Genomic DNA, 22,595 nt, shown 5'->3' with positions numbered 1-22,595 from the left:
AGCCTCCGTCTCGATCGCACAATTGAGTTAATCTCTGATTGGGCGATCGATCGTATTCCCTCAATTACTCGTATTTTGATACATCTCTCAAAGAGCGCTCAAGCGCAACTACGTACCTTTTAGTCCCAGCCGAAGTCTCGATCGCACAATTGAGTTAATCTCTGATTGGGCGATCGATAATATGCTCTTAATTGCTCGTATACTGTCTCGCTGACGGGCGGATATTGGTTGGAATTGTACTTTTCGTAGGTTTCTAATTCGTGCGGCGGCGAGCCTAGAAACTCTAACACGCTGTTGTATGTGCCGCAAGGATTAACATACAAATCTTCGCTTTTGAGGATTAAAAGTTGTGATTTGGGAAATAGCTGCATCCAGGCTGGAAGTTGGTCGGCGTAAATGCCGCGGCCCAGATATGTGTAGTGGCGGTGGTTGTAACTTTCGTAGGTTGGACTCGCTAGGATTTTTTCGATTTCGCCTTTGAGTCTTTCGGGTTCGTGGGCGATCGCACTTTCGAGAGATAGCGATTCGTAGCCAATTTTTATGTAGTAATGATAGTGGGAAATTGCGCGTTCTACAGGGTTTCTCAGTAGGGCGATGATTTTAACTTTCGGACATAAATCGTGGATGCGCTGGGCGACTCGGGGATGAAAAATATAGTAGGGGCTGGCTTCTCCGGTTAGCAGTTGTTCGCCGCTTTGTGCTTGGGGAAATTGGGAATAATACCAGTCGGGGGTTTTGTCGAAGTTGAGGTCGAAATAATGGATTTCTTTTTGGGCGGCGGGGGCGATTTGGGGATGTTGGATCAGGTAGTTGTACAGGGATGTTGTGCCGCCTTTTTGGACGCCGATGATGATGAAGTCGGGGGGGTTGGAGGGTTGTTTCATGGATTGGTGATGATATCTGTGGATCAATATAACGGTTTTTAGTAGGGAAACGGCACTGCCGTGTCCTGTATTTGAATCGTATAACTCGGCGGGGTTGTGGTTTTTTAGCCGATCGTGCTACTATTACGTTTAACGCGATTGCGCGCAATACGTAGCAACTCGTTCTCGATCGCCAGATGCGAGAATGCAGATATGCGCGCATGAGAGATATGGCTAAAAAAATTCCACCTGACATGGCTGAGCTGAGCGTTTACGTTGACAAAAAGCTAAAGTTGCAATTCAAACTAGCTTGTACGGCCCAAGAAAAACCAATGAGTGAAGTCGTTGGTTTACTGATGAAGCAGTGGCTAGAGATACAAGCAACCTCGCCAGAGTCTGAACCCTAGCGCATCAAGACGGCCACCAAAACTGAGGAAACAAATGTTGAGAGACCCAAATAACCCTGAGAAATCTTGGGAGGATTTAGAAGCCGAACTAGCGGAAAACCCGGACAGACCTTTTTATGCCCGGAGTGACGCAGAAGCTTTTAAACGCTGCGAAAAACAAAATCGCGAAGCAACGAGACACTCGGACGTAACCGGGAGAGCCTATTACACTTGTGATGAGAAAAGAGGGAAAAACTCATGACCGAATATAGATTAACACCCGCAAAGTACCGCCACGTTCAGGTAGTGGTTTGTCTCAACCGCGTTCGATTAGACGGCTACGCTAACCCTGATGAGGCTTTGGCAAAGCTGAGCGAACTTGGTTACAGTCCACAATTGCGCTATCAATGGAATCCAGAACGAGATGAATTTGATTTGTATGCCCTGATTCATGATTTGCCGCTAGATGAGTCGCTGATGACTGACGAAAAGTGTCAGGAGTTCTTTAAACATTTTAGGCACAGTCAGATATATTCGATCGGCTGCGGACACGCTGACCCCGATTGGTTATTTGCTTGGGGCTTTAATGACCCGCGCCGTCACGCTACGCCGGAGGAAATCGAGCCTCTGCAAGCAAATGCTACCGCCGCTGCTTGATATTTGAGGAAACAAATAATGATGACTAACTTAAATTACCGACTGCTACCTCCAAAAGATGAGTATGTCCAAGTGTCTATCTATCTGAATCGAGTGCACTTGGATGGATATACGCCCGATCGCGCGATCGCACAATTGATCGAAATGGGTTACGATCCTAGTTTGCAATACCAGTGGAATCCAAAACGCAACGAGTTTGATTTGTTTGCTGTGATTCACGATCGCCCGATCGCAGATTCGCTGATGGATAAACAGGCTTGCGATACTCTCTGGGCTGCATTTAACGAATCTTCGCTTTACGTGATTGGTTGCGAGGCGGCCCAAAATCCTAATTGGCTGGCTGCGGGCAGTTTTAATGACGCGCGCCGTCACGCTGCGCCGGAGGAAATCGAGCCTCTGCAAGCCAATGCTACGGCTGCTGCTTGATATTTCAGGGCGGGGGATTCCGTAGGGGATAGGTTGGAGGAGGATACGGCAGTGCCGTTTCCCTACGGATATGGCGTAAAATTTAGTCCCAGTCGAAATCTCGATCGCACAATTTATGTTTGGGAAATGTCTATTGAGCAGTTTTCAACAGTTGAGTTCTCAAAAAATTACCATACTCCTTGGCGCTCGAAGTAACTAAGTGAATCCCATCATTAGTTTTCCAGTCTCTTGACGGCGGTTCTGGTAGCCACTCATAAATATTTTCGGGAAAAAGCTCTCGAAATAATTGTCGTAGTTGCTTTTCCATGATTGTATCCTTGACTCGTTGTTCGTTAGGTACGTCCATGAGAACAACTCGCACTCCTGCATTTTTTAATTTAGTGATTTTAGTTTTGATGTACTCAGACTCTTCAGTAATTGCGTTCTTTACTCCTGTATGTATAGGATATTTCTTCGCTTGTATTTGCTGTTGAATTAGCTTTTGTCTTAATTCTGAATCTATCTGTTTTTGCGTGCTATTTGCTTCTTCTAAAAACCTAAATAAAATTTTATTTTCCTTTGTAACCGCTTTGATAAATGATTGAATTATAATAGTAGCTGGCTGATATTCTTGTCTAAACATTGGAAATTGTAAACGAAGAAAATAAAATACTGGTTGGTAGAGGTTTCCTATGAATTCCTGGTTGGCTTTATATTTTTCCCCTTTTAGAATTGTTTCGCTGAGTTCTACTAATAATAATTTGGGTTTAAACTTTTCTCTTTCAATTATTTGTAAACCAGTTGTGCTAGACATTCCTAGGAGAGCTAGACTTACGGCTTGAGGGCTGATGTACTCAGGATCTATCCGTGCAGTTATTGAACTTCCTACCAGAACCATTTCTAGATCGAACTTTTGATTGTAAATGTAGCGTTGAGCTTTGATAGTATTGCTCTGCGGCCCATTAATCCCATTGCTGGGTAACACAACTCCACCTAATACTAAGGTATGATACAGGCTTAACAAAAAAATACAAATCAAGCAAGAAATTAAAATTGGGCGGAGTCTATTAGCCATTGAAATAAAATTTTTTTACGACTATCTATATTATTTTAACAAGACTGATGCCGGAACATCGCACTTACACGAACAAAGCCCGCCGCTGCTTAGCTTCACTCTTGTTGACCCTCAAAAGAATCTAAGGGTGGGATCAGAATACACGAAGAGGTAAATTAACCTCCTTTGCTATGAGTGGGCGTTTGGGGCGATGCGATCGCGATCGCTGTTTTTTGGCGATCGGACTCACTCGGCCTCTGGGCACTGACAATATCATTGAACTAGACTAGAGTGGAGTTCCCCAGCCCAAATCCTTGCAGGGCAAATCTTTCGGGGAAAATATATCGGCAGCAAACCTCTTTGCGGGTTTGTCAATTTTATTTATCAGTCGAATTACACATTTGGTGAATTTTTGCAAGGGCTGATATGGATGTTGTGGAAATTGGGAACTATAAAAATGGGATCGTACTGTCCAGCAGTAACTACCTGCAATACCATCTCTGAAATTATTCAGGAAGGCGTCAATGTTTAAGAGCAAATTATCCAAAGTTATCGTATCGCTGCTGCGGCGGATTGCTGGTGTTACCAGATCCGGGGCGAAGCGGCTGATGAGAGCAATGCTGCAAGCCCTTATGGCTATGGGCCGCAGGGCAAAGTTGCCGGTGGCGGGGTTTGTGCTGCCGACGGTGACGATGGTGTTGCTGGTAGTGATTTTGTTGACTGTGGCGATCGTCCTGCGATCGTTCGATCGGGCGAATATGGCTCGCAACGTGCGCGTCAACCAGCAAGTGCTGGCGGCCGCGACTCCCGCGCTCGATCGGGCAAAAGCGAAAATTCAGTTCATGCTGTACGAAGATCCCCAAAGGCCGACATCTACTCCCTCGGATGCAGAATTGTACAGGGTGATGTCAGCAAATACTACAACTAGCGATTTGTATAAGTTTGCTGACGAGGAGCGTTTGATACTTAAGTATCCCTTAAAGAACACTACCTTGAACACCTCTGCCACAGCAGATCCTAAAAAAGCACCGCTTGAAAAGATCGGAGCTGGAATCGTAGAAAGTGAAGCCATAAATACAGCTTGGAGATATCCCGTCGATACAAATAACGACGGCAAATTTGACACTTTCACCCTCTATGGAATATTTTTTCGCAATCCTCCTCTTGATTCAACATCTCTAGCAGTCGCAAGGGCGAGAAAGCCCTTGGATGCCAGAACGCCACCGATGGCTTTGGGTTCCTTAGACCCGGCTTGTCTGTCGGAGGGCGCAGGCGATAATGTCGCTACCTTGGTGGGAGACTCAGGCTGGTACAAGCTAGACGGTAAACTGAGAAAAAGTTTCTTTGTTTATACGGTTAATGTACCGATCAAAGATACAGAAGTTGCTGCTTTGGGTGCCAATAAATATAAAGCGTTCACAGGAACTTCTAGCATATCGGCACTAGAATATCAGCAAGACCAAAGCCGTATTCCCCTCAGCAACAACGCGGTAGTTTATGAAGATGACTTAGAGATATCCCCTGGTGCTGACCTAAATTTAAACGGGCGGATTTTGACAAATAGCAATTTATTAGTAACGCGTACTAATGACACCGCGAATTTCAACTTATTTCAAGTTAGCAGCAGAGGCTCTTGTTTCTACGACCAAGAGAATAGCAAAATTCAGGTTGCAGGTAACGTAGTCAATGGTTGGTCAGGCGATCTGACTAATAGACCGGTAAATGTACATCTTTTTAAGGAAAAACTACCCGCTACCATCGAACCAAACACAACACCAGCAATTATTAACCCCACAAATCAATCTGTTACCAACAACAGCCTTCAGGTAATTTACAACGGCAACGCTTACTCTCGACGGTTAAATGCGCTAGTAGAGGGTCAAAATTCAAAGCCTCAAACCGATGATCCACCATCTGTTCAGCTATTGATGAATCCCCCAGCAGGTAGTACCCAACAGCCCATGAGTCGCCCCAATGCACTGGAATCTTACTTCAAAGACAGGCTGCGGAAAGTGCCTTTTGCAGAAGTATCGCTGGGATCTGAGACTACTGACGTACCCGATAAGACGGTAACACCTTACACTACTTACATTCAAGAAAGTAAGGACAGGCTGAGACCCATAGATGATTGGGTTTTTCCGACAACTGTTATAGGAACTGGGAAAGATCAGGTAGGGGGTAACACAGGGCCGACAGGGCTCACCCTCAATCTGGCTCAACTGGCGTCAAGAAAACCGGAAGAAATAAAACCTACTGACAGCGAACTAAATTTGGGCGAGAGGGTAGTAGTAGGCAACAACTTACCAGCCCTGCGGTGGGACGGCACATCCACATTCTTCGGAGCAGCCGAACCACAAAAGGTTGGTGGGCCCTGGACAGGTGGAGAACCCGATCGCACCCGCAAGTCCCAAGTCACCAAGCTCGCTGACGTTGGAGGAACAGACCGCGGTAATGGTTTCGGAGAACTCCCCGGTACTGGCACTCCTCCCTTTAGAGATGGTTTCTGGGAAGCAGTAGCAGCTCAAATACCGAGAAATCCCCTTGATGGGACGGGCGGTCTGCGAGTGATTACAAGTGGTGGAGTGTACGATCGGACAAACTCCTTCCTGCCCCCACCCCGGTGGAACGATGGGGCTACCGATGGGACAGCACCCAGCGAAACAGGCCCTTCACCTTTCGTTCCTGCCCCTGGTGCCGCCAATACTTACGACGACCCCGCAACTACTGCTGTTGAACAGTACCCCGTAGTTTGGCCCGATACTATGCCGATGTCGCCGCTCGGGGCTGGTTCTCAGGTATACAACAACGTAACAGGTGCTTGGGAAGCTTGGAGCGACACAGCCTCATCCCCCCTTACGGCAAATAGTCTACTTCCAAGTGATTCTGATGGCACCGTGAAAAAATATGCCAAAGGCGACTTGCGGATGCGAGCAACGGCTGTTTATCACTACGCATCTCCGACATCCCTCGGCTACAACCCAGACACGATTACTGGTGCCATCCAACCAGATCAAAAACCGTATGCCTGTGTTAGCAGTTACTATGACCCCAGCAATGCTTCTACAGCCAGAAATATTACCAGTGGCACTATAGGCACTGATGTCAGCACTGATGTCAGCGGGCAGGGTGCCAGAGCACCAAGCGGCGCACGAACACTGGGAAATCGGCCGGCATTCATCGGCTCCAACAATGGCATCACCTACCCAGCGACCATAAGAACCAGACCCCCCGGGAAGTCTACTCCCGTTAATGGCGTGCTGACTGGTGGAGAAGCGGTTTTGGATATGCAAGCCAGCTTAGTCTTCCCCGACGGTCGGTTTGCCAACGGGCCATTGAGAACAGCCCTGCTGGTACCTGAAGCTGGTCGCACACTAGCACAAAAAGCTGCGATCGACTCAACGTTCTGTGCTCTCGACATTCTCGCCGGGAGGATTACTCCCGATCCCACACTGATTCCTCACGGAGCAATTCAAGAAGTAGCATTTTTGAATGGCAGAGAAATTAAGGCTGTCGAACGTGACAACCCTCTTACCACAGTTAACGAAGCCTTTACGCTCAGCAGTCCTCTGCCTCCAAGCCCTCAAGCAGCAACATTAAGAGTCAATTACAACCAGCCGCTAGAAGAACGAGAACCCTTAGAAATTCGTGCAACTCAGCTAAATATCAGAGCTTTGCGCCAAACACCAAAACCAGTTGCTGGAGAGTGGTTGCTGCCCAACAGCGGGATTATCTACGCAAGTCGGGACGATGCTCTGCCCGATCGCAGCGCTCGATCGGGTACTCCAGTCACTGGGCTTGACGAAGCCACGAGCAAAAGAGTCAGTCCCTCAGACTCCACCCTCGACCCCAGTCGCAAGCCAAACGGTATTCTCTTGATTAACGGTAACTACCTGTTTCGCGGTGGTACTACTCCCAATGACCCTCCGGCAAGGGTAACTAGCGTAGCAGATGTAGTGAAGGAAAAAGGTCTGACCTTAGTATCGAATTTGCCCGTCTACATCCAAGGCGAATTTAACACCCACGGCCGAATCCCCGCCCCAACTCCCGGTGTCCCGTCGCCAGGTGTTATCCAAGTTGAAGAATTTACAAATATTGTGAATGGAACTTGGGGAAACTTTTACCAGCGCACTAAAGCTCAACTAGATCCCAACTTTGCTTGTCGCGCTGGCGACCCCAGACTCCCTAATTGTGGTGGCGACTACTGGAGACCGGCAAATGTTCTGTCAGATGCTGTTACCCTCCTGTCGGCAAACTATCGTTTTGGTTTCCGCAACGAAGGAGATTTTGACCTGCGAAATAATGCGGGGGCTGAGGCCGTACTGCGCCGCAGACAAAGAGGCTTTTTCAACAACAACTTTGTCACTAACGGACTTTCCAGCGGAGCGTTTTCAAATAACGGTATTTTAGTAGGTGAGACTGGTGCTAGCGCTACACCGCTTACAGACGCTACCTACGCTGGTGCACCTGGCACCTTTACAAGTTCTTACTTCAACAACTTTGTGACTCCCGTTCAACGGCGCGGGGCATTCCCAGAGTATGTGATGGAAGTTTGCACAAGATTGCCAGTTTCTGAGTGTAGCGATGCTGACTGGTTTGTCGATCTAAGACCTGGAAACGAACAGACGGCATTCCAAGCACTCCTTGTGAGTACGAATTATGTCCCACCTGCAACTGGTGCTTCTTTTCAAGCTGGTTCAACATTCGATCCCCCGCTTCCAGCATTACAAAGATTCCCCCGTCGCGTCGCTTTCGCAAGAAATGCGGCTGGAGGGTTATTAACCCCCGACACTCCACAACCTTTGGCGATTACTGGAGGTGCAGGTGGTAATATTGCGCCTGTTGCTCCCGGAGCTAATCCTCCCCCTCCCTTTGCAGACCGAGATAATTCTCTGTGGTTTGCGGCCGGGCTACCTGGGGCGGCACCAGTTTTTAACAGTAATAACCGCGCCTATGTGGTAAATACCGCCGCTGCTACCCCCCCCAACACAGATGGCAGCAATACACCGCTACCAGCCTTAATAACCGGACCAATACCAGAACCCCCAGTCCTACCTTTAGCAACGCAGCTAAATGGAACGCAGCCGCTATTAATGCCCTTATTACAGATCCTAGATGTGACAGGTACAGCTAGTCGTTTTCCCGGTCCCGAAATTTCGAGAGAAACCGGATGGATATCACAAGCTGGAAATACAACTTTCAATCTGATCATGGCAACTGGCGATACTCCCTCTGTAAACATCGATGGCGCAGTCGGCGACCAAAACGGCGGCTTACAAAACTTGCCCAGATTCTTGGAAAGCTGGTTTGGGGGATTTACTACTAATATCAAGGGTTCTTTTATTCAGCTAAACCGCAGCGCCTTTAGCACAGCACCCTATCAGCCGATCCTCGGAGCAACTCCACCAGGTTCAGTCGCAAACATAAAAAGCGTGTTCGGTCTGTCCACTGCTCCTTCCCTATCCCCCATACCCTCACGAAGTTCAACCGTATATAGAACTCAGGGTACAGGAAATTTTGCTTACTTCGCCCCGCCGAATCGGAACTGGGGTTATGACGTGGGCTTGTTACCTCAGCCGCCGGATTTATTCACTCAAAAGTTCACTACTCCTCCTTCCAAGACTCAACCGGCCGAGTTCTTCCGAGAAGTGCCTCGAAACGACGAGTGGGTGAAAACTTTGATGTGCGGGATTCGCGACGATGGCAGTCTTAATGGTGGTTCGACGCCGGCTACTTCCAGTCGTCCCACTGACTGCCCACAACAGCTCTAACTCCCCTAACTTTCCACCGCGCAATTACTGGAGTCCTAATTATGAAACGACAACCACAGCAAAATTTATCCCAGTCGCGAGACGGTGGCTACACGATTATCGAGTCATTGGTAGCGATGATTGTCGTTTCGGTGCTGATGATTGCGATCGCCCCGGTGATGGCCTTCTCAGTAGCAACTCGCGTACAAGCGCGGCGGGTGGAACTGGCCACACAGGCGGCGAGAGCTTACATCGACGCTCTCAGGACTGGGGCGATAAGACCAACAGGTTCAACCCCAGCGAGCCTGCCAGGATTTCCTAAACCAGATACTGCTGTTCCTCCTGCCGTTCCTGCCGCTCCTACAAACCGTAATGATTTATACTGCGGAAAACCAGATTGTAGTGGCACTGGTAGTAGCCAAGAGTTTCTTGTTCAGGGTCTTCGTTCTCCTGGTACCAATCCGACAGACACAGGCTACTCTTTAACTGTTCGCGTTTACAGAGCCGATGGTGCGCTACCTTTTGTGACAGGACAGCAATCTGTTGCCAATTCCGGGCTGGGCAACCCTAAAGCGCCTTTGGTGGAAATGAAAACAGAAATTCCTGCTTCTACAGTACCAGGTTCCTATGGATCGCTCTGCTCGCGCATCATAGATCCTAAAACCGGTGCGATTAGCACCACTGCGTGTAAATAACTAATCAAAATCCTTGTTAATAAAAAATGTTCCCTACCACTCGGCAAAGGAAGAAGTAAAAATGAAAACTTTACTCAGGTTGCTTCTGAAAAGTCAGCACCAGCGAAACCGCTCTGAGCCAGCTCAAAGAGAAAAGGGCATGACCCTGATCGAGCTATTGATCGGAACAGTTATGGCATTTTTAATCATCACGCCGATGCTCAGCTTTGTAGTCGATATGCTGAATACCGACAGGAGAGAACAAGTCAAGTCAAACACCGAGCAAGACATTCAGGCGGCCGTTGATTTCATCGCCCAAGATTTGAGTCAAGCTATTTATATTTACGATAATAATCCTGCTACCACAAATACCGCTACAGGCATCCCTGCAATACGGACTTTCCTGCCCGTCCCCCCCGACCAAAATAACACCCCTATTCTGGTATTTTGGAAGCGCCAGCAGCTCAAAAATTCTCTTCCTATAGCGGGTGGTATACCAAAAGATTGCGCTGACAACACACCACTGACTGGCGCAGGTGCCTGCAACGATAGCTATGTTCTATCATTAGTTGCGTACTACCAAGTTAGCGACACCGATCCCATTTGGTGTCAGCCTTCAGGAGGCACGTGTCCTACCCGTATTGTTCGATATCAAATTCAGGACGGACTGAAAAATCCTGCTAAATCTGCAAATCCAGATCCAGCACAACGCTATTTTTCTGATGGCGAACTAAAAAATCCTGACGGGCAAAAGCTCAGTAAGGCCTTTAACATAGGTACTACCGCTCTGCCAGGTTTTGACATCAGTAATCCAACTCAAAGGGTAACGAACCCAGGACTTCCTTGGGAGCGCATTGATGTATTAGTTAATTACCTCGATCGCACAAACCCAGGGCCACCACCCACTCAATGTACCACTGCTTTAGGGAATCCCATTACCCAAGTTGGAACCCAAACGCAAGCAATCGCAGAAGATCAACTAAAAATACACAATCCCACCAATACCAGCTTCTACGCTTGTGTTGATACATCTAAAAATTTAGCCAGAGTTACGATCAGAGGAAACAGCCTGCGCCGCCTTCAAGCCAACGGTGTTGACTATGCTGACAGCAGGTCGGCATTTTTCCCCACAGCAACTGTGCAAGTACAAGGTTTGGGGGCGCGAGGAAAATAATCGATGTCTGAAACACATTTCCGAATCGCTGACTAGCAGATAAAACAGGAAAGTAAAATGAAAACCGCAATATTATTAAAACTTTTGCAGAGTTGTGACAACACAGCAACTCCCAATTTCCCAAAAACTAGATCCAGAAAGGGCGATAATGGATTCACCATTTTAGAATTGCTCGTGGTAGTGATTATGTTAGGTATATTGGCTTCGATCGCCGCTCCGGGCTGGTTGGGCTTCATCAACCGACAAAGAGTCCGCACTGTGAACGATCGCGTTTTCCAATCATTGCGACTTGCACAAAGCGAAGCAAAGCGAACTAAGAGCCCAGTCACAATTACATTCGATACATCTGTCGCGCCAAAAGTTACGTTTATTCCGGCACTACCCACTGGTGGTAGCGAGCAAAAATTAGATGGTGGAGGCGAAATCAAACCCGGTACTATTCAACTTACCTTTAGTAAACCTGATTCTACTGATCCTAAAAAATCCTCCATCACTTTTGATTACCAAGGCAATCCAGATAAGACTTCATTTATAGTCGCAGTTTCTACTGTTAACGGTGGTGGTAAGCAATGTGCGATCGTGGAAACTATCATAGGAGGAATGAGAACTGCCGATCAAGCAACTGATTGCCCGACGCTACCCTAGTTTTCAATAAGTTTCATCGTTAATCAAGATATGTCTAATACATGAGAATTGCGAATTATATTATCGATCTCCCTTTAGCGGCATTTATAATTTTTTTATTATTAATTATCGTTGTCACAAAAAAACGTCTTAAAAACGACGAGTTCTATACATTAGTGATTAGCATACTACTATCTTTTCTATTAGCAGAAGGAGTTTGTAGACTTTTAAATATAGGGGATTCTAGGATAGTTATATGGAAGGAGGATCGTGTTCAAGGGCAAATATATGCTTATCAACCCAATGGAAAGCTATTATATACTTACCCAGACAATCCTCGAAGATATTTTAATGAAAAAAATGAAGTGTCAGGAACCATAAATGCCAAAGGATTTCGGGGGTTGGATCGAGCCTTTGAGAAAGCTAATGGTATAACCAGGATAGCGTTCCTAGGTGATTCATTTACCCTTGGGATGGGTGTAAAAGATAACGATACCTTACCAGTAAGTGTTGAAGACGCAATACAATCCAAATATCCCAACACCCAGGTTCTAAATTTTGGTGTGTCAGGAACATCCACCAAAGAACAAATCAAGTTGGTTGAGGAATATGTAATAAAATTCAAACCAGACGTAGTAGTAATCGTAGTATTTTTGAACGATGCAGACAGAACAGGCACAATTAACTTTATCTCTAGACCAAAGGTACTGGCTCAAGTTAGAAAAAACTCGTTTTTTATCAACGCTTTGATCGGCAGCATTGAAAAACCTATTCTATATCAGGAAATGATTCGTCATTACCAAGATGGTTATTTAGAAGGTAGCCCCGGTTGGGAATCTGTCAAAACTGCGCTCAGGACAGGAAAAACGCTATCTAAAAAACAAAACTTCCAGCTTGTAGTTACAGTATACCCTGTACTCTTTAAACTAGATGATAGCTATCCATTCAGACATATTCACAAAATAATAGAAGACTATTGTGCGTCTTTGAAAATTCCGTTTGTCGATTTATTGAATGGATTCATTGGCCAACAGGATTCCAAGCTTTGGGTACACAAAACTGACCAACATCCCAATGAAGTAGCAAATAAAATTGCTGCCGGAGAATTATCAAAATTCTTTGAGAACAACGACTTAATGAAAAAGTAGCGCACCCAGTTCGATTTAAAACATACAAACTATGCAGCTAGAACTCAAGCAAATCACCGTACCACCAGGAAATCAACTATTGCTCAGAGACATCACCTGGCAAATGTTTGAAACCCTACTAACAGAATTGGGAGAAAGTCGCGCATCCCGACTTTCCTACAGCAAAGGAAGCTTAGAAATCATGGTTCCCCTACCCGAACACGAAACTGGCAAAGTCCTGATTGGTGACTTAGTGAAAATTATCCTTGAAGAATTAGAAATCGAATTTTGTTCTCTGGGATCTACTACCTTTAAAAATGAAAACATGGCTCAAGCTATAGAAGCTGACGACTGTTTTTACATCCAAAACGAAGCCGCAGTCAGAGGCAAAAACCGCATTGATTTAGCAACAGATCCACCTCCCGATTTAGCGATCGAAATTGACCTCACCTCCCGCACTCAGCTCAACAACTACGAAGCATTAGGAGTTCCCGAATTGTGGCGCTACAACGGCCGCAAGCTGGAAATTAGCGTATTGCAAGATGGAAAATATGTAAAGGGCGATCGCAGTCTCCAGTTTCCCAATTTCCCGATCGCCCATCTCATCCCCCAGTATATCCAACAAAGCAAAACAGCCGGCAGAAACGTCGCCATGAAAGCCTTTCGAGCTTTAGTACGATCGCAAATTTAGCAATTCGGGCGATCGACTCTCATCCCATAGGCTGGATCCCCCCTAACCCCCCTTCTTAAGGGGGGGACAAGAAATACTCTCAAAGTCCCCCTTCTTAAGGGGGATTTAGGGGGATCGAGACTCGGCAAGAAGGGGGGGGACAGGAGCCTGGTCAAAGTCCCCCTTCTTAAGGGGGATTTAGGGGGATCTTACCTAGGCGATCAACGAAAGATACAAAGGTTTTTAAGCGATTTATCCACAGCGGGCGATCGCATCAATACCCGCAATTTGTCCCAAAGGGCGATCCTCATCCACACCGCCCCTACCAGATCCTAATTTTTTATGTAAATTTTATTTAAGCGACCTATACAGTAACCACGCTCAAAGTTAAAATACTCCCAACAAAAATAGAGCCTTCCAGCTATTTTTTTTAAACAAAAAATCACTGAGTGTACTTACGTGTCAACAAATAAAACCCCCAAACGCAGATCCACAGCACCTAACGCCGGTTTTACAATGCTTGAGACATTGATAATTATCGCAATACTGGGGATATTTTGTGCGATCGCCAGCCCCTCTTGGCTAATGTTCATCAACAACCAGCGTTTGAAGGTATCAGTCGATCGGGCTTATTGGGCAATGGAACTTGCCCAAAGCAACGCCAAACGCGACAAAATTGCATGGCAATCCAGCTTCAAGCAAGTAGGAGAAAACCTACAAGTAGCAGTCCACAAAGCCGAGATTACACCAGCCCAAGTACCAGCCAACCAATGGAAAAATCTAGAATATCAGATTAGGATAAATCAAAATGACACAACATTGCGGAAGGTCAATGAGAACACAAATGAAGTAAAAGAAAATGGAACAGTCTGGCGAGCCATGTTCAATTACCAAGGTTGCCCAGTGTATAACAAAACTGACGAATGCGGCCTCACAAGCATTCTAGCAAAAGGAAACCTCACACTATCTCATCCAAATCTTCCAAAAGGCGATCGATGCGTCATCATCTCCACACTTTTAGGACATACACGCACCTCCGAAAGACAAAGAAAACCCAATCCAGACAATAACAAAAATAGATTCTGTTACTGAATTCAGTTACATCGAATTCGGCGATCGATATATCACCGATCAACCCAAAATCCCGGCGGTTGAAACCGCGTCTACACAAACAAAACCCGCCTCCGCGGGTTGAAGAGTCAATCGCACATTTCTCTCAAATTCCATATTTCTTCGTCCGCGGAGGCGGACATCGTTTGTGTAGGCGCGGTTTCCAACCGCCGGGATTTCTCAAATTCCATATTTCTTCGTCCGCGGAGGCGGACATGGTTTGTGTAGACGCGGTCCGCGGAGGCGGACATGGTTTGTGTAGACGCGGTTTCCAACCGCCGGGAATTTCAACTCAAATTCCATCATATTTCTTAGTCCGCGGAGGCGGACATCGTTTGTGTAGACGCGGTTTCCAACCGCCGGGATTTCTCAAATTCCATCATATTTCTTAGTCCGCGGAGGCGGACATCGTTTGTGTAGACGCGGTTTCCAACCGCCAAGATTTCTGCTTCCTACTTCTTACTCGGCGCAATCTTCTCAATATTAATCAGCGCCTCCATCACCGACTCCACAATCGGCGCCGCCACAACTCCCCCCGTACCACCACCCTTAGGCTCATCAATCACCGCCAGCACCACATACCGAGGAGCCTCCACAGGCATGATCCCCACAAAGCTAGTAATAATCGCCTTATCAGAATAACCCCTACCAGCACTAGCTTTTTGAGCCGTTCCCGTTTTCCCAGCAATCCGATACCCAGGAATTTGTGCAGCTTTCCCCGTACCACCATCCACCACAGTTTCCATCATTTCCAAAACCTTCTTGGTAGTTTGTGGCGAAAAAACCTGCTTCGGAACAGCCCTCGGCAGCTTCCAAAAAGGTTGACCTTCGCGATCGAAAAGTCCCCGCACAACATGAGGAGTTACCAACTTGCCACCGTTAGCCAAAGCCCCATTAAGCTGCACCAACTGCATCGGAGTAATAGAAAAACCTTGACCAAAAGCAGTAGTAGCAACTTCCACCGGAGAATTGATAAATTGCTCTCGATTTTTAAGCTGACTCGTTACTTCAAAAGGCAAATCTGTACCCGCAGTTTGTCCCAGTCCCAATTTTTCTAAAGCTTGATAGTAAAGAGAAGATTTCATCGTGTTCATTATGTGAACCATCCCCACATTACTAGAATGTTTCAAAATCTCCGTAACAGTCGAAGGGCCGCGGGCGCCTGCTTGTTTGTAATCGGAATTTTGGATAGTCCAGATATCCATATAAATCCGACCTTCGTCGTTAAACACAGTGTTAGGTTTGACCGCACCGGCTTCCAGGGCGATCGCCACATTAATCGGTTTAAAAGTCGAACCAGGCTCATAAACATCAGTTACAGCCCAATTTTTATAGCGCGACAAATCGAAATTAAAATATTGATTCGGATCGTAGGAAGGTTCAGCCACCACCGACAGCAACTCGCCGTTTCGGGCATCCATCACAATCACCGCGCCCCGCTTCGCCTCATATTTCAGCATTTTCTCCTTCAGAGCAATCCGGGCCGCCCGCTGCAAGCGACTGTCGATCGTCAATTGCAATTTCAAGTCATCAAGCTGCACAAAACCCGCCGTCAGTCGATCGGGAAGCCAACGCCCGTCGATCGACTTACTAAATTGAATCGACGGCATCGATCGTTCCAGCAAATTCTGCTGGCTGTATTCCACCCCCGCCTGTCCCTTCCGTTCCCCATCCACATAACCCAGAACATCCGCCGCCAACTCCTGCTGCGGGTAAAAACGCTGCTGCTGCCGCACCAACTCCAGCCCATCCACGGGACTATCTTTAATTTGCATCTGCCCCACGCGATCCGCCACCTCTTGAGCCAAAGAACTAGCAATCGTAATACCACTTTCTGCCAGATTAAACCTTCGCAGCAGTTCAGTTTCCGCCGTATTGCCAGGGGCTACTTCAATCGGCAGCATCGGAGCCAATTTAGCAGCAATCTCCGCCTTCGAGTGCTTGAACAACTTCGGGTGAGCGTAGAGAGTGTACACCTGTCTGTCGATCGCCAACACATTCCCCGCGCGATCGACGATCGGGCGTCTCGGCACAAACGGCTTCGTTTTGAGAGTTTGCTGCTGAAGAGCCTGTTTGCGTAGCGCCGGAGCTCGCGTCACCTGCAAATAAAACAAATTTACAGCTAGCCCCAGCCCCCCGAGCATCAACACCACCCACACAACCCACAAGCGGAACTTGTTGCGTTTTAAACGCTCCAGGGGTGGCCGAGGCGGGCTGCTAGCCGTAGCCGCAACTCTGGGTTTGACTGGTTTGCCCCACCAAGTGCGTGAAGCGTAGCTATCCCGTAGGGAATCGCTCGACGCTTTTGGACGTTTAAAATTCGGCGATCTGTAGCGGTCAAAACGGGGATCGTAGCTCATAGCATTCCAAATTCACCAACAAGTTCTACCATTTTAGATTTTAGATTTTAGATTTTAGATTTATGAATTGAATAATTGAAGAATTGCGAATAATTTATAAATATTAAATTGGGATTTGCTGCTTACTGTAGCATTATTTTTTTGAACTTCTCTTTATTATTTTCAAATAATATTTGAAAACTTTAACCGAGGGTAGGTAGGGCCAAAATCGATCGGCACTTTCACAAAAATCAAACCCGAAGCAAGACCCTCGGACACATCCCCAAGAGGGCCCTCTCCGCGTTGACATTGCCCAAAAACGGGTACCGCAGCCCCGACAGACAATGTTTGTGCATCCCCAAATTTTAGACTCAAGATTCAAGCCTCCAGATTCACGGCGCTGCGAGTCAATCTAAAATCTAAAATCTAAAATCTCAAATCGACATTGCCTCAATAGCCCAGCGGCGTTTCCCCACCCGATCGCTTCTTGAGAGCAGGTTCTTCGGAATTTGGTGCCGCCGCACCGGGCGATCGGTTTTCCGGGGCCGGGCGCAAGAAAATCGTGTCCGCAGGCTTCTGTGCAGCCAAACCGGTTTCTGGATTTTCAGCTTCTTTAGCAAGTTGGTGTTTCAAGACTTCGCTAGCAGCACTCAACTGCTGTTCGCCCCGGCGCAGAGTTTCCAGCTTTTGATACTCTTGACTCCAGCGCTGCTCGCCGTAAACAGTCAAACCGTAGAGAGTCAGAGCGCCGCCCAACAGCAGCACCAATGCGGCCCAGGAGGCGCGCTCCACCCGCAGGAGCGATCGCAGCCACATCGGATGCGACTGGCGATCGGGCATCACTTTCAGCACCGATCCTTGCGCGCGAGGTTTGGCCTGTTCGTCCGCTGGGGAGTAGTTAGGCAATTGGGGCCCAGTTTTTGCCCGTCTAGCTCGGGCAATAGAAGTAACTTTGCTTTTGGCGGCGTCTGTGGTGGGCTTGCCGGTCGATCGGGAGCGGCGGGGAGAATCCGGGGATCTGATAGCAGCGGTCATAGAGTTCACCAATACTTTTATAGAGGGGCAGCTTCAGCTTGAGTGAGGTTAGGAGTTTTTGCGGTTGCCGATCGCCAATTTCTGGAAATCTCGGTTATCCTTACCAAAGATACCTCACAAACCAACCAACCCATCCTACCACTGGTCTCTTTGACTTCTAGATTTGCCAAAAAAATGAATTTTTTGCCGGTTCGCCAGAATCAATGTGAAATTTATTAATAAATGCAGTATTGTAATCAACGAGCGAATCGTCGATCTATTCGTGCCAGCATTGTTTCTCAAGTACACTATTCCCTTCCTTGCGATGGGTTTTGAATGTTAAGGAGTGTTTATGAACAAGGGATTAATTCGTTTGACTTTGGTAATTGGCATTGCAGCAGCCCTCGGCGCTTGCGGCGGTGATGCCGGCAGTGGCGGTGGCGCTAGCCCCACTCCTGGTGGCGGTACTACTCCTCCTCCTGTTTCTGCTCCAGCAACACCAAAGGAAAGTCCAAAGGCTACTCCTGGCGCTGAAAAGTCTCCTGGGGCTGAAAAGTCTCCTGGGGCAGACAAGCCTCCAGCAGGCGGTGCTTCTCCCTCTCCTAAAAAGCCCTAACTAGGCGATCGCGGAGTAAAACCCCAACGGGCCTAGCCTCAAGGGTGAAAAATGGTTCGCTCTTCGCATTTTTCAATCTCATCAGTCTAGGCCTCAAGTTGGGTGTTATTTTTTGTCAGATGCTTTTACTACAGTTCAGTACCTCCCCTTACTGCCGCAAAGTCCGCTTAGCGCTGGGTTACAAGGGCATCCCCTTTCAAGTAGAAAATTTGACTCCGGGCCTGCACGTTTTGAAACTCAAGCCTCTCACGGGGGGTTTGAGGACAGTGCCGGTACTGCTGCCTCAACTTGAAGGTCAACCAGGGGCGATCGCAGACTCGACGCAAATTTTCCACTGGATCGAGTCTAGTTTTCCTTCAACGCCGCTGTTGCCGGCAGACGAGAGTTTGCAAGCAGAGGCTTGGATGCTGGAAGACTGGCTCGATGAAAGCATCGGCATTGCCACTCGATTTGTTTACTACGAGTTTCGCGCCGGTGCGGGCAAGGAAATCGACCCGTCTGTTTTGAGCCAGTTAGTGATTCAGTTGGCGCGCCGCCAGTTCGGCATTAACCACGCTTCGGCAAAACTCGCCGAGTTGCGCCTGAGCGCTGCTTTAGGCCTGTTGCAGCGTCGCTGGCAAGATGGTTCCTATTTGGTAGGCGACTCCTTGAGCGTGGCAGATATTACTGCTGCCGCGCTGCTGAGTCCTTTAGCTTTGATTCCTCAATACCAGGTTGAGTATCCTTGGCTGTTGGAGCGCATTGCCCAAATTCACGAAGTTTGCGGCGAAACCCTGCCTCCGGGATTTTAAAAGATACCTGTCGGGCGATCGCCCCAGCCTGAAAATTCCACTAATTAATCAACATTGAGTTCTCGGCCAAACTCACCCACCTTGACCACCTTGGTTTGGCACATTAACCATAATTTGCCAAAACTTTATATCACACAGGTTAAAAAAAGTCAAGGATATTATCTAAAAAATATAAATTTTTCAATTTGTTTTAATATTTCTATACTTAGATGTTAGCCCTTAGCAGTAAAAGCACAGCTTGGTCGCCAGCAAGGCAAGAGCGCGCGCAAGGGTTGCAGTAAGCGTGGTAGCATTAGCGATCAAAAATGTATCCAAATGTAAAGTGCAGCTCCGCTCTAGGTTTTGAAAGCCGCCATTTAGTCAAAAGATTGAGGTAAGTAGTTTTATGCCCGCGACCGTCCCCTTTGAACAGATAGACCGGATTGTTTGGAATCAGCACCACGATCCATTTGAAGTGCTAGGCCCCCACGCGATCGAAGAAAATGGCAAAAAAGTCTGGGTCGTCCGAGCTTATCTGCCGAATGCCGAAGCAGTATCGGTAGTTTTGCCTGAAGCGAGGGCCGAATACCCGATGAAATCAGAGCATCACCATCACTTTTTTGAATGTACGATCGACACCCCAGAACTAGCAAACTATCAACTGCGAGTCAAAGAAGGGGAACACGAACGCTTTATCTACGACCCCTACGCCTTTCGATCGCCCAAACTCACAGAATTTGACCTTCACCTATTCTCAGAAGGCAACCACCACCGGATTTACGAAAAACTAGGAGCCCACTTCACCGAAGTAGACGGCATTACAGGAGTATATTTTGCAGTTTGGGCTCCAAATGCCCGTAACGTCTCAGTCTTAGGAGATTTCAACCTGTGGGACGGCCGCAAACATCAAATGCGGAAATCCCAAAACGGCATCTGGGAATTATTCATTCCGGGACTATCCTACGGAACTCACTACAAATACGAAGTGAAAAACCAAGACGGACATCCCTACGAAAAGTCCGACCCCTACGGTTTCCAGCAAGAGGTACGGCCCAAAACAGCCTCAATAGTCACCGACTTAGATACCTACACTTGGCACGATAGCGCTTGGATCGAACAGCGGCGGCACACAGACCAACTGACGCAGCCGGTTTCGGTTTACGAATGCCACATCGGTTCTTGGCTGCACGCGGGTACAGCCGAACCTGCCGTACTGCCAAACGGAGAAATACAACCAGCAGTTGCCGTTTCGGAACTGAATCCGGGGGCGCGCTTTTTGACTTACCGCGAATTGGCCGATCGGCTAATTCCCTACGTCAAAGACTTAGGATTCACCCACATCGAAATGTTGCCCATTGCCGAACATCCCTTCGACGGTTCCTGGGGCTATCAAGTAACAGGCTATTTCGCCCCAACATCCCGCTACGGCACACCAGAAGATTTCATGTATTTTGTTGACCAGTGCCACGCCGCAGGGATAGGCGTACTGGTAGATTGGGTGCCGGGACATTTCCCCAAAGACGGTCACGGTTTAGCCTTCTTTGACGGAACTCACTTGTACGAACACGCCGATCCCCGCAAGGGCGAGCACAAAGAGTGGGGAACCCTAGTATTTAACTACGGCCGCAACGAAGTGCGGAATTTCCTAGTATCAAATGCTCTGTTCTGGTTTGACAAGTATCACATCGACGGCATTCGCGTAGACGCAGTAGCCTCGATGTTGTACTTAGATTACTGCCGCGAACCCGGAGAATGGCTGACCAACCAGTACGGTGGACGCGAAAATATCGAGGCGGCAGATTTTCTGCGCCAGACAAATCACGTCATTTTTAGCTATTTCCCAGGCGCATTGTCGATCGCCGAAGAATCTACCTCTTGGCCGATGGTATCTTGGCCGACTTATGTAGGCGGTTTGGGCTTCAACCTGAAATGGAACATGGGTTGGATGCACGATATGCTCGACTACTACCACATGGATCCGTGGTTCCGGCAGTTCCACCAGAACAACATAACTTTTAGTATGTGGTACAACCACAGCGAGAATTTTATGTTGGCTTTGTCCCACGATGAAGTTGTCCACGGCAAGGCCCACATCATCGGGAAAATGCCAGGGGACGAATGGCAAAAGTTTGCAAACGTGCGGTGTTTGTTTACCTTTATGTTTGCCCATCCCGGAAAGAAAACCATGTTTATGGGGATGGAGTTCGGCCAGTGGCAAGAGTGGAACGTTTGGGGCGATTTGGAGTGGCAGTTGCTGCAATTTGAGCCACACCAAAAGTTGAAGCTATTTTTCAAGGATTTGAACAATTTGTACCGCAGCGAAACGGCACTTTACAGTCAAGATTTTGCTGAGGATGGGTTTGAGTGGATTGATTGCAGCGACAACAGACACAGCGTGGTGGCCTTTGTGCGCCGCGAGAAGGATGGCGATCAGTTTGTGATTACTGTGTGCAATTTTACGCCACAGCCACACTCTCACTATCGCGTCGGAGTGCCGGAACCGGGTTTCTATACGGAGTTGTTTAACAGCGACGCGCGGGAGTACGGCGGCAGCAATATGGGGAATTTGGGAGGTAAGTGGACTGATGAGTGGTGGTTCCACAACAGCGCTTATTCGATCGACTTGTGTTTGCCGCCTTTGGGTGTGTTGATCTTAAAGATCGATCGGGAAAAAACAGGAGCAAAATCTCAAGAGTTTTAAGTTGTGAGAGTTTTGAGTTAACAATCAAAACTTGATTAAGCATCAAACTTTGAGGTTATTCAGAAACCCGGTTCTTCAAGAAACCGGGTTTTTTCTGTAACTCCATATAGCAAAGTTTCTTGTTTGAAGGAGAGAAAAATCGGCTCGCGATTTCAAATCGGGTAACTGCGGAATTATTCAACCACAGAAGAAGCAGAGAAAGAGGAGAGAAATTTATCATTCCCATGCTACCGGATTCGAGATCCCAGAAAAACTCGGTGTTGCAGCGACGGCATCTGGCGGCGGACTTGTTTTAGTCGATCGCGAGTTATCGGCCGTTCATCTTCGGCAAAAAAAAACCTTAATGAATTTCGCTAGTTTTTTCGTGTACGAACGTACACAATTACGCGACCGAATAAAAACTATTCAGCTCAAATCCGGTAACTGCGGAATTATTCAACCACAGAAGAATCAGAGAAAGACGAGAGAAAATTATCATTCCGATGCTAACGGATTTGAGCTGAAATAGCGGTTTTATACTTTTTCTCTGGTTCAAATTCACCACGCCTGACAGGGCTGGGTTTTCTAGCCCACATTCCGCAGATGTGGGTCGGATTTTTTTATCAGTTGTGAAAACTTGGAAGCCAAACGCTTTTGGGCTGAAATTATGCAGTGTTAGCCTTAC

The 22,595-nt window shown here is 47.5% G+C and carries 18 protein-coding genes; 14 read left to right on the top strand and 4 right to left on the bottom strand.

Features of this window, described 5'->3' with window-relative positions:
• Positions 1-119 precede the first annotated feature (119 nt).
• Entirely contained in the window at positions 120-884 is a 765-nt protein-coding gene (locus JGK14_RS30435) for a sulfotransferase domain-containing protein (protein WP_325315860.1), read from the bottom strand.
• A gap of 233 nt (positions 885-1,117) precedes the next feature.
• Between JGK14_RS30435 and JGK14_RS30430 the strand changes: the two genes are divergently transcribed.
• Genes JGK14_RS30430 through JGK14_RS30415 form a run of 4 tightly spaced genes read left to right on the top strand, consistent with a single transcriptional unit; the run spans position 1,118 to position 2,332 of the window.
• The gene (locus JGK14_RS30430) at positions 1,118-1,270 is read left to right on the top strand and encodes a hypothetical protein (protein ID WP_293203566.1); all 153 of its coding nucleotides are present in this window, start codon (positions 1,118-1,120) and stop codon (positions 1,268-1,270) included.
• A gap of 34 nt (positions 1,271-1,304) precedes the next feature.
• Positions 1,305-1,511, top strand: coding sequence for a hypothetical protein (locus tag JGK14_RS30425; RefSeq protein WP_293193556.1), 207 nt, complete (start codon positions 1,305-1,307; stop codon positions 1,509-1,511).
• Positions 1,508-1,906 (top strand): hypothetical protein, encoded by a 399-nt coding sequence (locus JGK14_RS30420; RefSeq protein ID WP_293193554.1) that lies wholly within the window; start codon positions 1,508-1,510, stop codon positions 1,904-1,906. Before JGK14_RS30425 ends, JGK14_RS30420 begins: the two co-directional genes overlap by 4 nt.
• Before the next feature lie 18 nt (positions 1,907-1,924).
• Positions 1,925-2,332: a hypothetical protein gene (locus tag JGK14_RS30415; protein ID WP_293193552.1), complete on the top strand. Its 408-nt coding sequence runs from the start codon at positions 1,925-1,927 to the stop codon at positions 2,330-2,332.
• 130 nt (positions 2,333-2,462) lie between these two features.
• Here JGK14_RS30415 and JGK14_RS30410 read toward each other — a convergent pair whose 3' ends face one another.
• Positions 2,463-3,386 (bottom strand): hypothetical protein, encoded by a 924-nt coding sequence (locus JGK14_RS30410; RefSeq protein WP_293216580.1) that lies wholly within the window; start codon positions 3,384-3,386, stop codon positions 2,463-2,465.
• A gap of 503 nt (positions 3,387-3,889) precedes the next feature.
• Here JGK14_RS30410 and hpsA point away from each other — a divergent pair.
• The 7 genes from hpsA to JGK14_RS30375 all read left to right on the top strand — a co-directional run bounded on the left by hpsA (position 3,890) and on the right by JGK14_RS30375 (position 14,473).
• Positions 3,890-9,133 (top strand): hormogonium polysaccharide biosynthesis protein HpsA, encoded by a 5,244-nt coding sequence (gene hpsA, locus JGK14_RS30405; RefSeq protein WP_325315859.1) that lies wholly within the window; start codon positions 3,890-3,892, stop codon positions 9,131-9,133.
• Between the two features lie 41 nt (positions 9,134-9,174).
• Positions 9,175-9,807 carry a hormogonium polysaccharide secretion pseudopilin HpsB gene (gene hpsB, locus JGK14_RS30400; RefSeq protein ID WP_293193549.1) on the top strand — a complete coding sequence of 211 codons (633 nt, stop codon included), beginning with the start codon at positions 9,175-9,177 and terminating at the stop codon, positions 9,805-9,807.
• A gap of 61 nt (positions 9,808-9,868) precedes the next feature.
• Positions 9,869-10,960: a hormogonium polysaccharide secretion pseudopilin HpsC gene (gene hpsC / locus JGK14_RS30395; protein WP_293216589.1), complete on the top strand. Its 1,092-nt coding sequence runs from the start codon at positions 9,869-9,871 to the stop codon at positions 10,958-10,960.
• A 57-nt stretch (positions 10,961-11,017) separates the two neighbouring features.
• Entirely contained in the window at positions 11,018-11,605 is a 588-nt protein-coding gene (locus tag JGK14_RS30390; protein ID WP_293216592.1) for a prepilin-type N-terminal cleavage/methylation domain-containing protein, read from the top strand.
• A 41-nt stretch (positions 11,606-11,646) separates the two neighbouring features.
• Entirely contained in the window at positions 11,647-12,732 is a 1,086-nt protein-coding gene (locus tag JGK14_RS30385) for an SGNH/GDSL hydrolase family protein (RefSeq protein ID WP_325315858.1), read from the top strand.
• Positions 12,733-12,763: 31 nt separating this feature from the next.
• Positions 12,764-13,402 carry a Uma2 family endonuclease gene (locus tag JGK14_RS30380; protein ID WP_325315857.1) on the top strand — a complete coding sequence of 213 codons (639 nt, stop codon included), beginning with the start codon at positions 12,764-12,766 and terminating at the stop codon, positions 13,400-13,402.
• Between the two features lie 438 nt (positions 13,403-13,840).
• Positions 13,841-14,473 (top strand): pilus assembly FimT family protein, encoded by a 633-nt coding sequence (locus JGK14_RS30375; protein ID WP_293200962.1) that lies wholly within the window; start codon positions 13,841-13,843, stop codon positions 14,471-14,473.
• A gap of 470 nt (positions 14,474-14,943) precedes the next feature.
• On the opposite strand, the gene JGK14_RS30370 is transcribed toward JGK14_RS30375, so the two are convergent.
• The gene (locus JGK14_RS30370) at positions 14,944-16,851 is read right to left on the bottom strand and encodes a peptidoglycan D,D-transpeptidase FtsI family protein (RefSeq protein WP_325315856.1); all 1,908 of its coding nucleotides are present in this window, start codon (positions 16,849-16,851) and stop codon (positions 14,944-14,946) included.
• Between the two features lie 429 nt (positions 16,852-17,280).
• A complete protein-coding gene (locus JGK14_RS30365; protein WP_293181402.1) occupies positions 17,281-17,865 on the bottom strand; it encodes a hypothetical protein in 585 nt (194 codons plus the stop codon).
• Positions 17,866-18,196: 331 nt separating this feature from the next.
• Here JGK14_RS30365 and JGK14_RS30360 point away from each other — a divergent pair, with 331 nt between their 5' ends.
• The 3 genes from JGK14_RS30360 (at position 18,197) to glgB (ending at position 21,931) form a co-directional block, all read left to right on the top strand.
• Complete coding sequence (locus JGK14_RS30360) at positions 18,197-18,460, top strand: serine protease (protein ID WP_293181399.1); 264 nt, start codon at positions 18,197-18,199, stop codon at positions 18,458-18,460.
• 119 nt (positions 18,461-18,579) lie between these two features.
• Positions 18,580-19,251, top strand: coding sequence for a glutathione S-transferase family protein (locus JGK14_RS30355; RefSeq protein ID WP_293232679.1), 672 nt, complete (start codon positions 18,580-18,582; stop codon positions 19,249-19,251).
• A gap of 385 nt (positions 19,252-19,636) precedes the next feature.
• Positions 19,637-21,931: a 1,4-alpha-glucan branching enzyme gene (gene glgB / locus JGK14_RS30350; protein ID WP_293225834.1), complete on the top strand. Its 2,295-nt coding sequence runs from the start codon at positions 19,637-19,639 to the stop codon at positions 21,929-21,931.
• The last annotated feature ends 664 nt before the right edge of the window (positions 21,932-22,595 follow it).

The organism is Microcoleus sp. PH2017_28_MFU_U_A, assembly GCF_020738035.1.
Classification (GTDB): Bacteria; Cyanobacteriota; Cyanobacteriia; order Cyanobacteriales; family Microcoleaceae; genus Microcoleus.
This window is presented reverse-complemented; position numbering and strand designations above follow the sequence as displayed.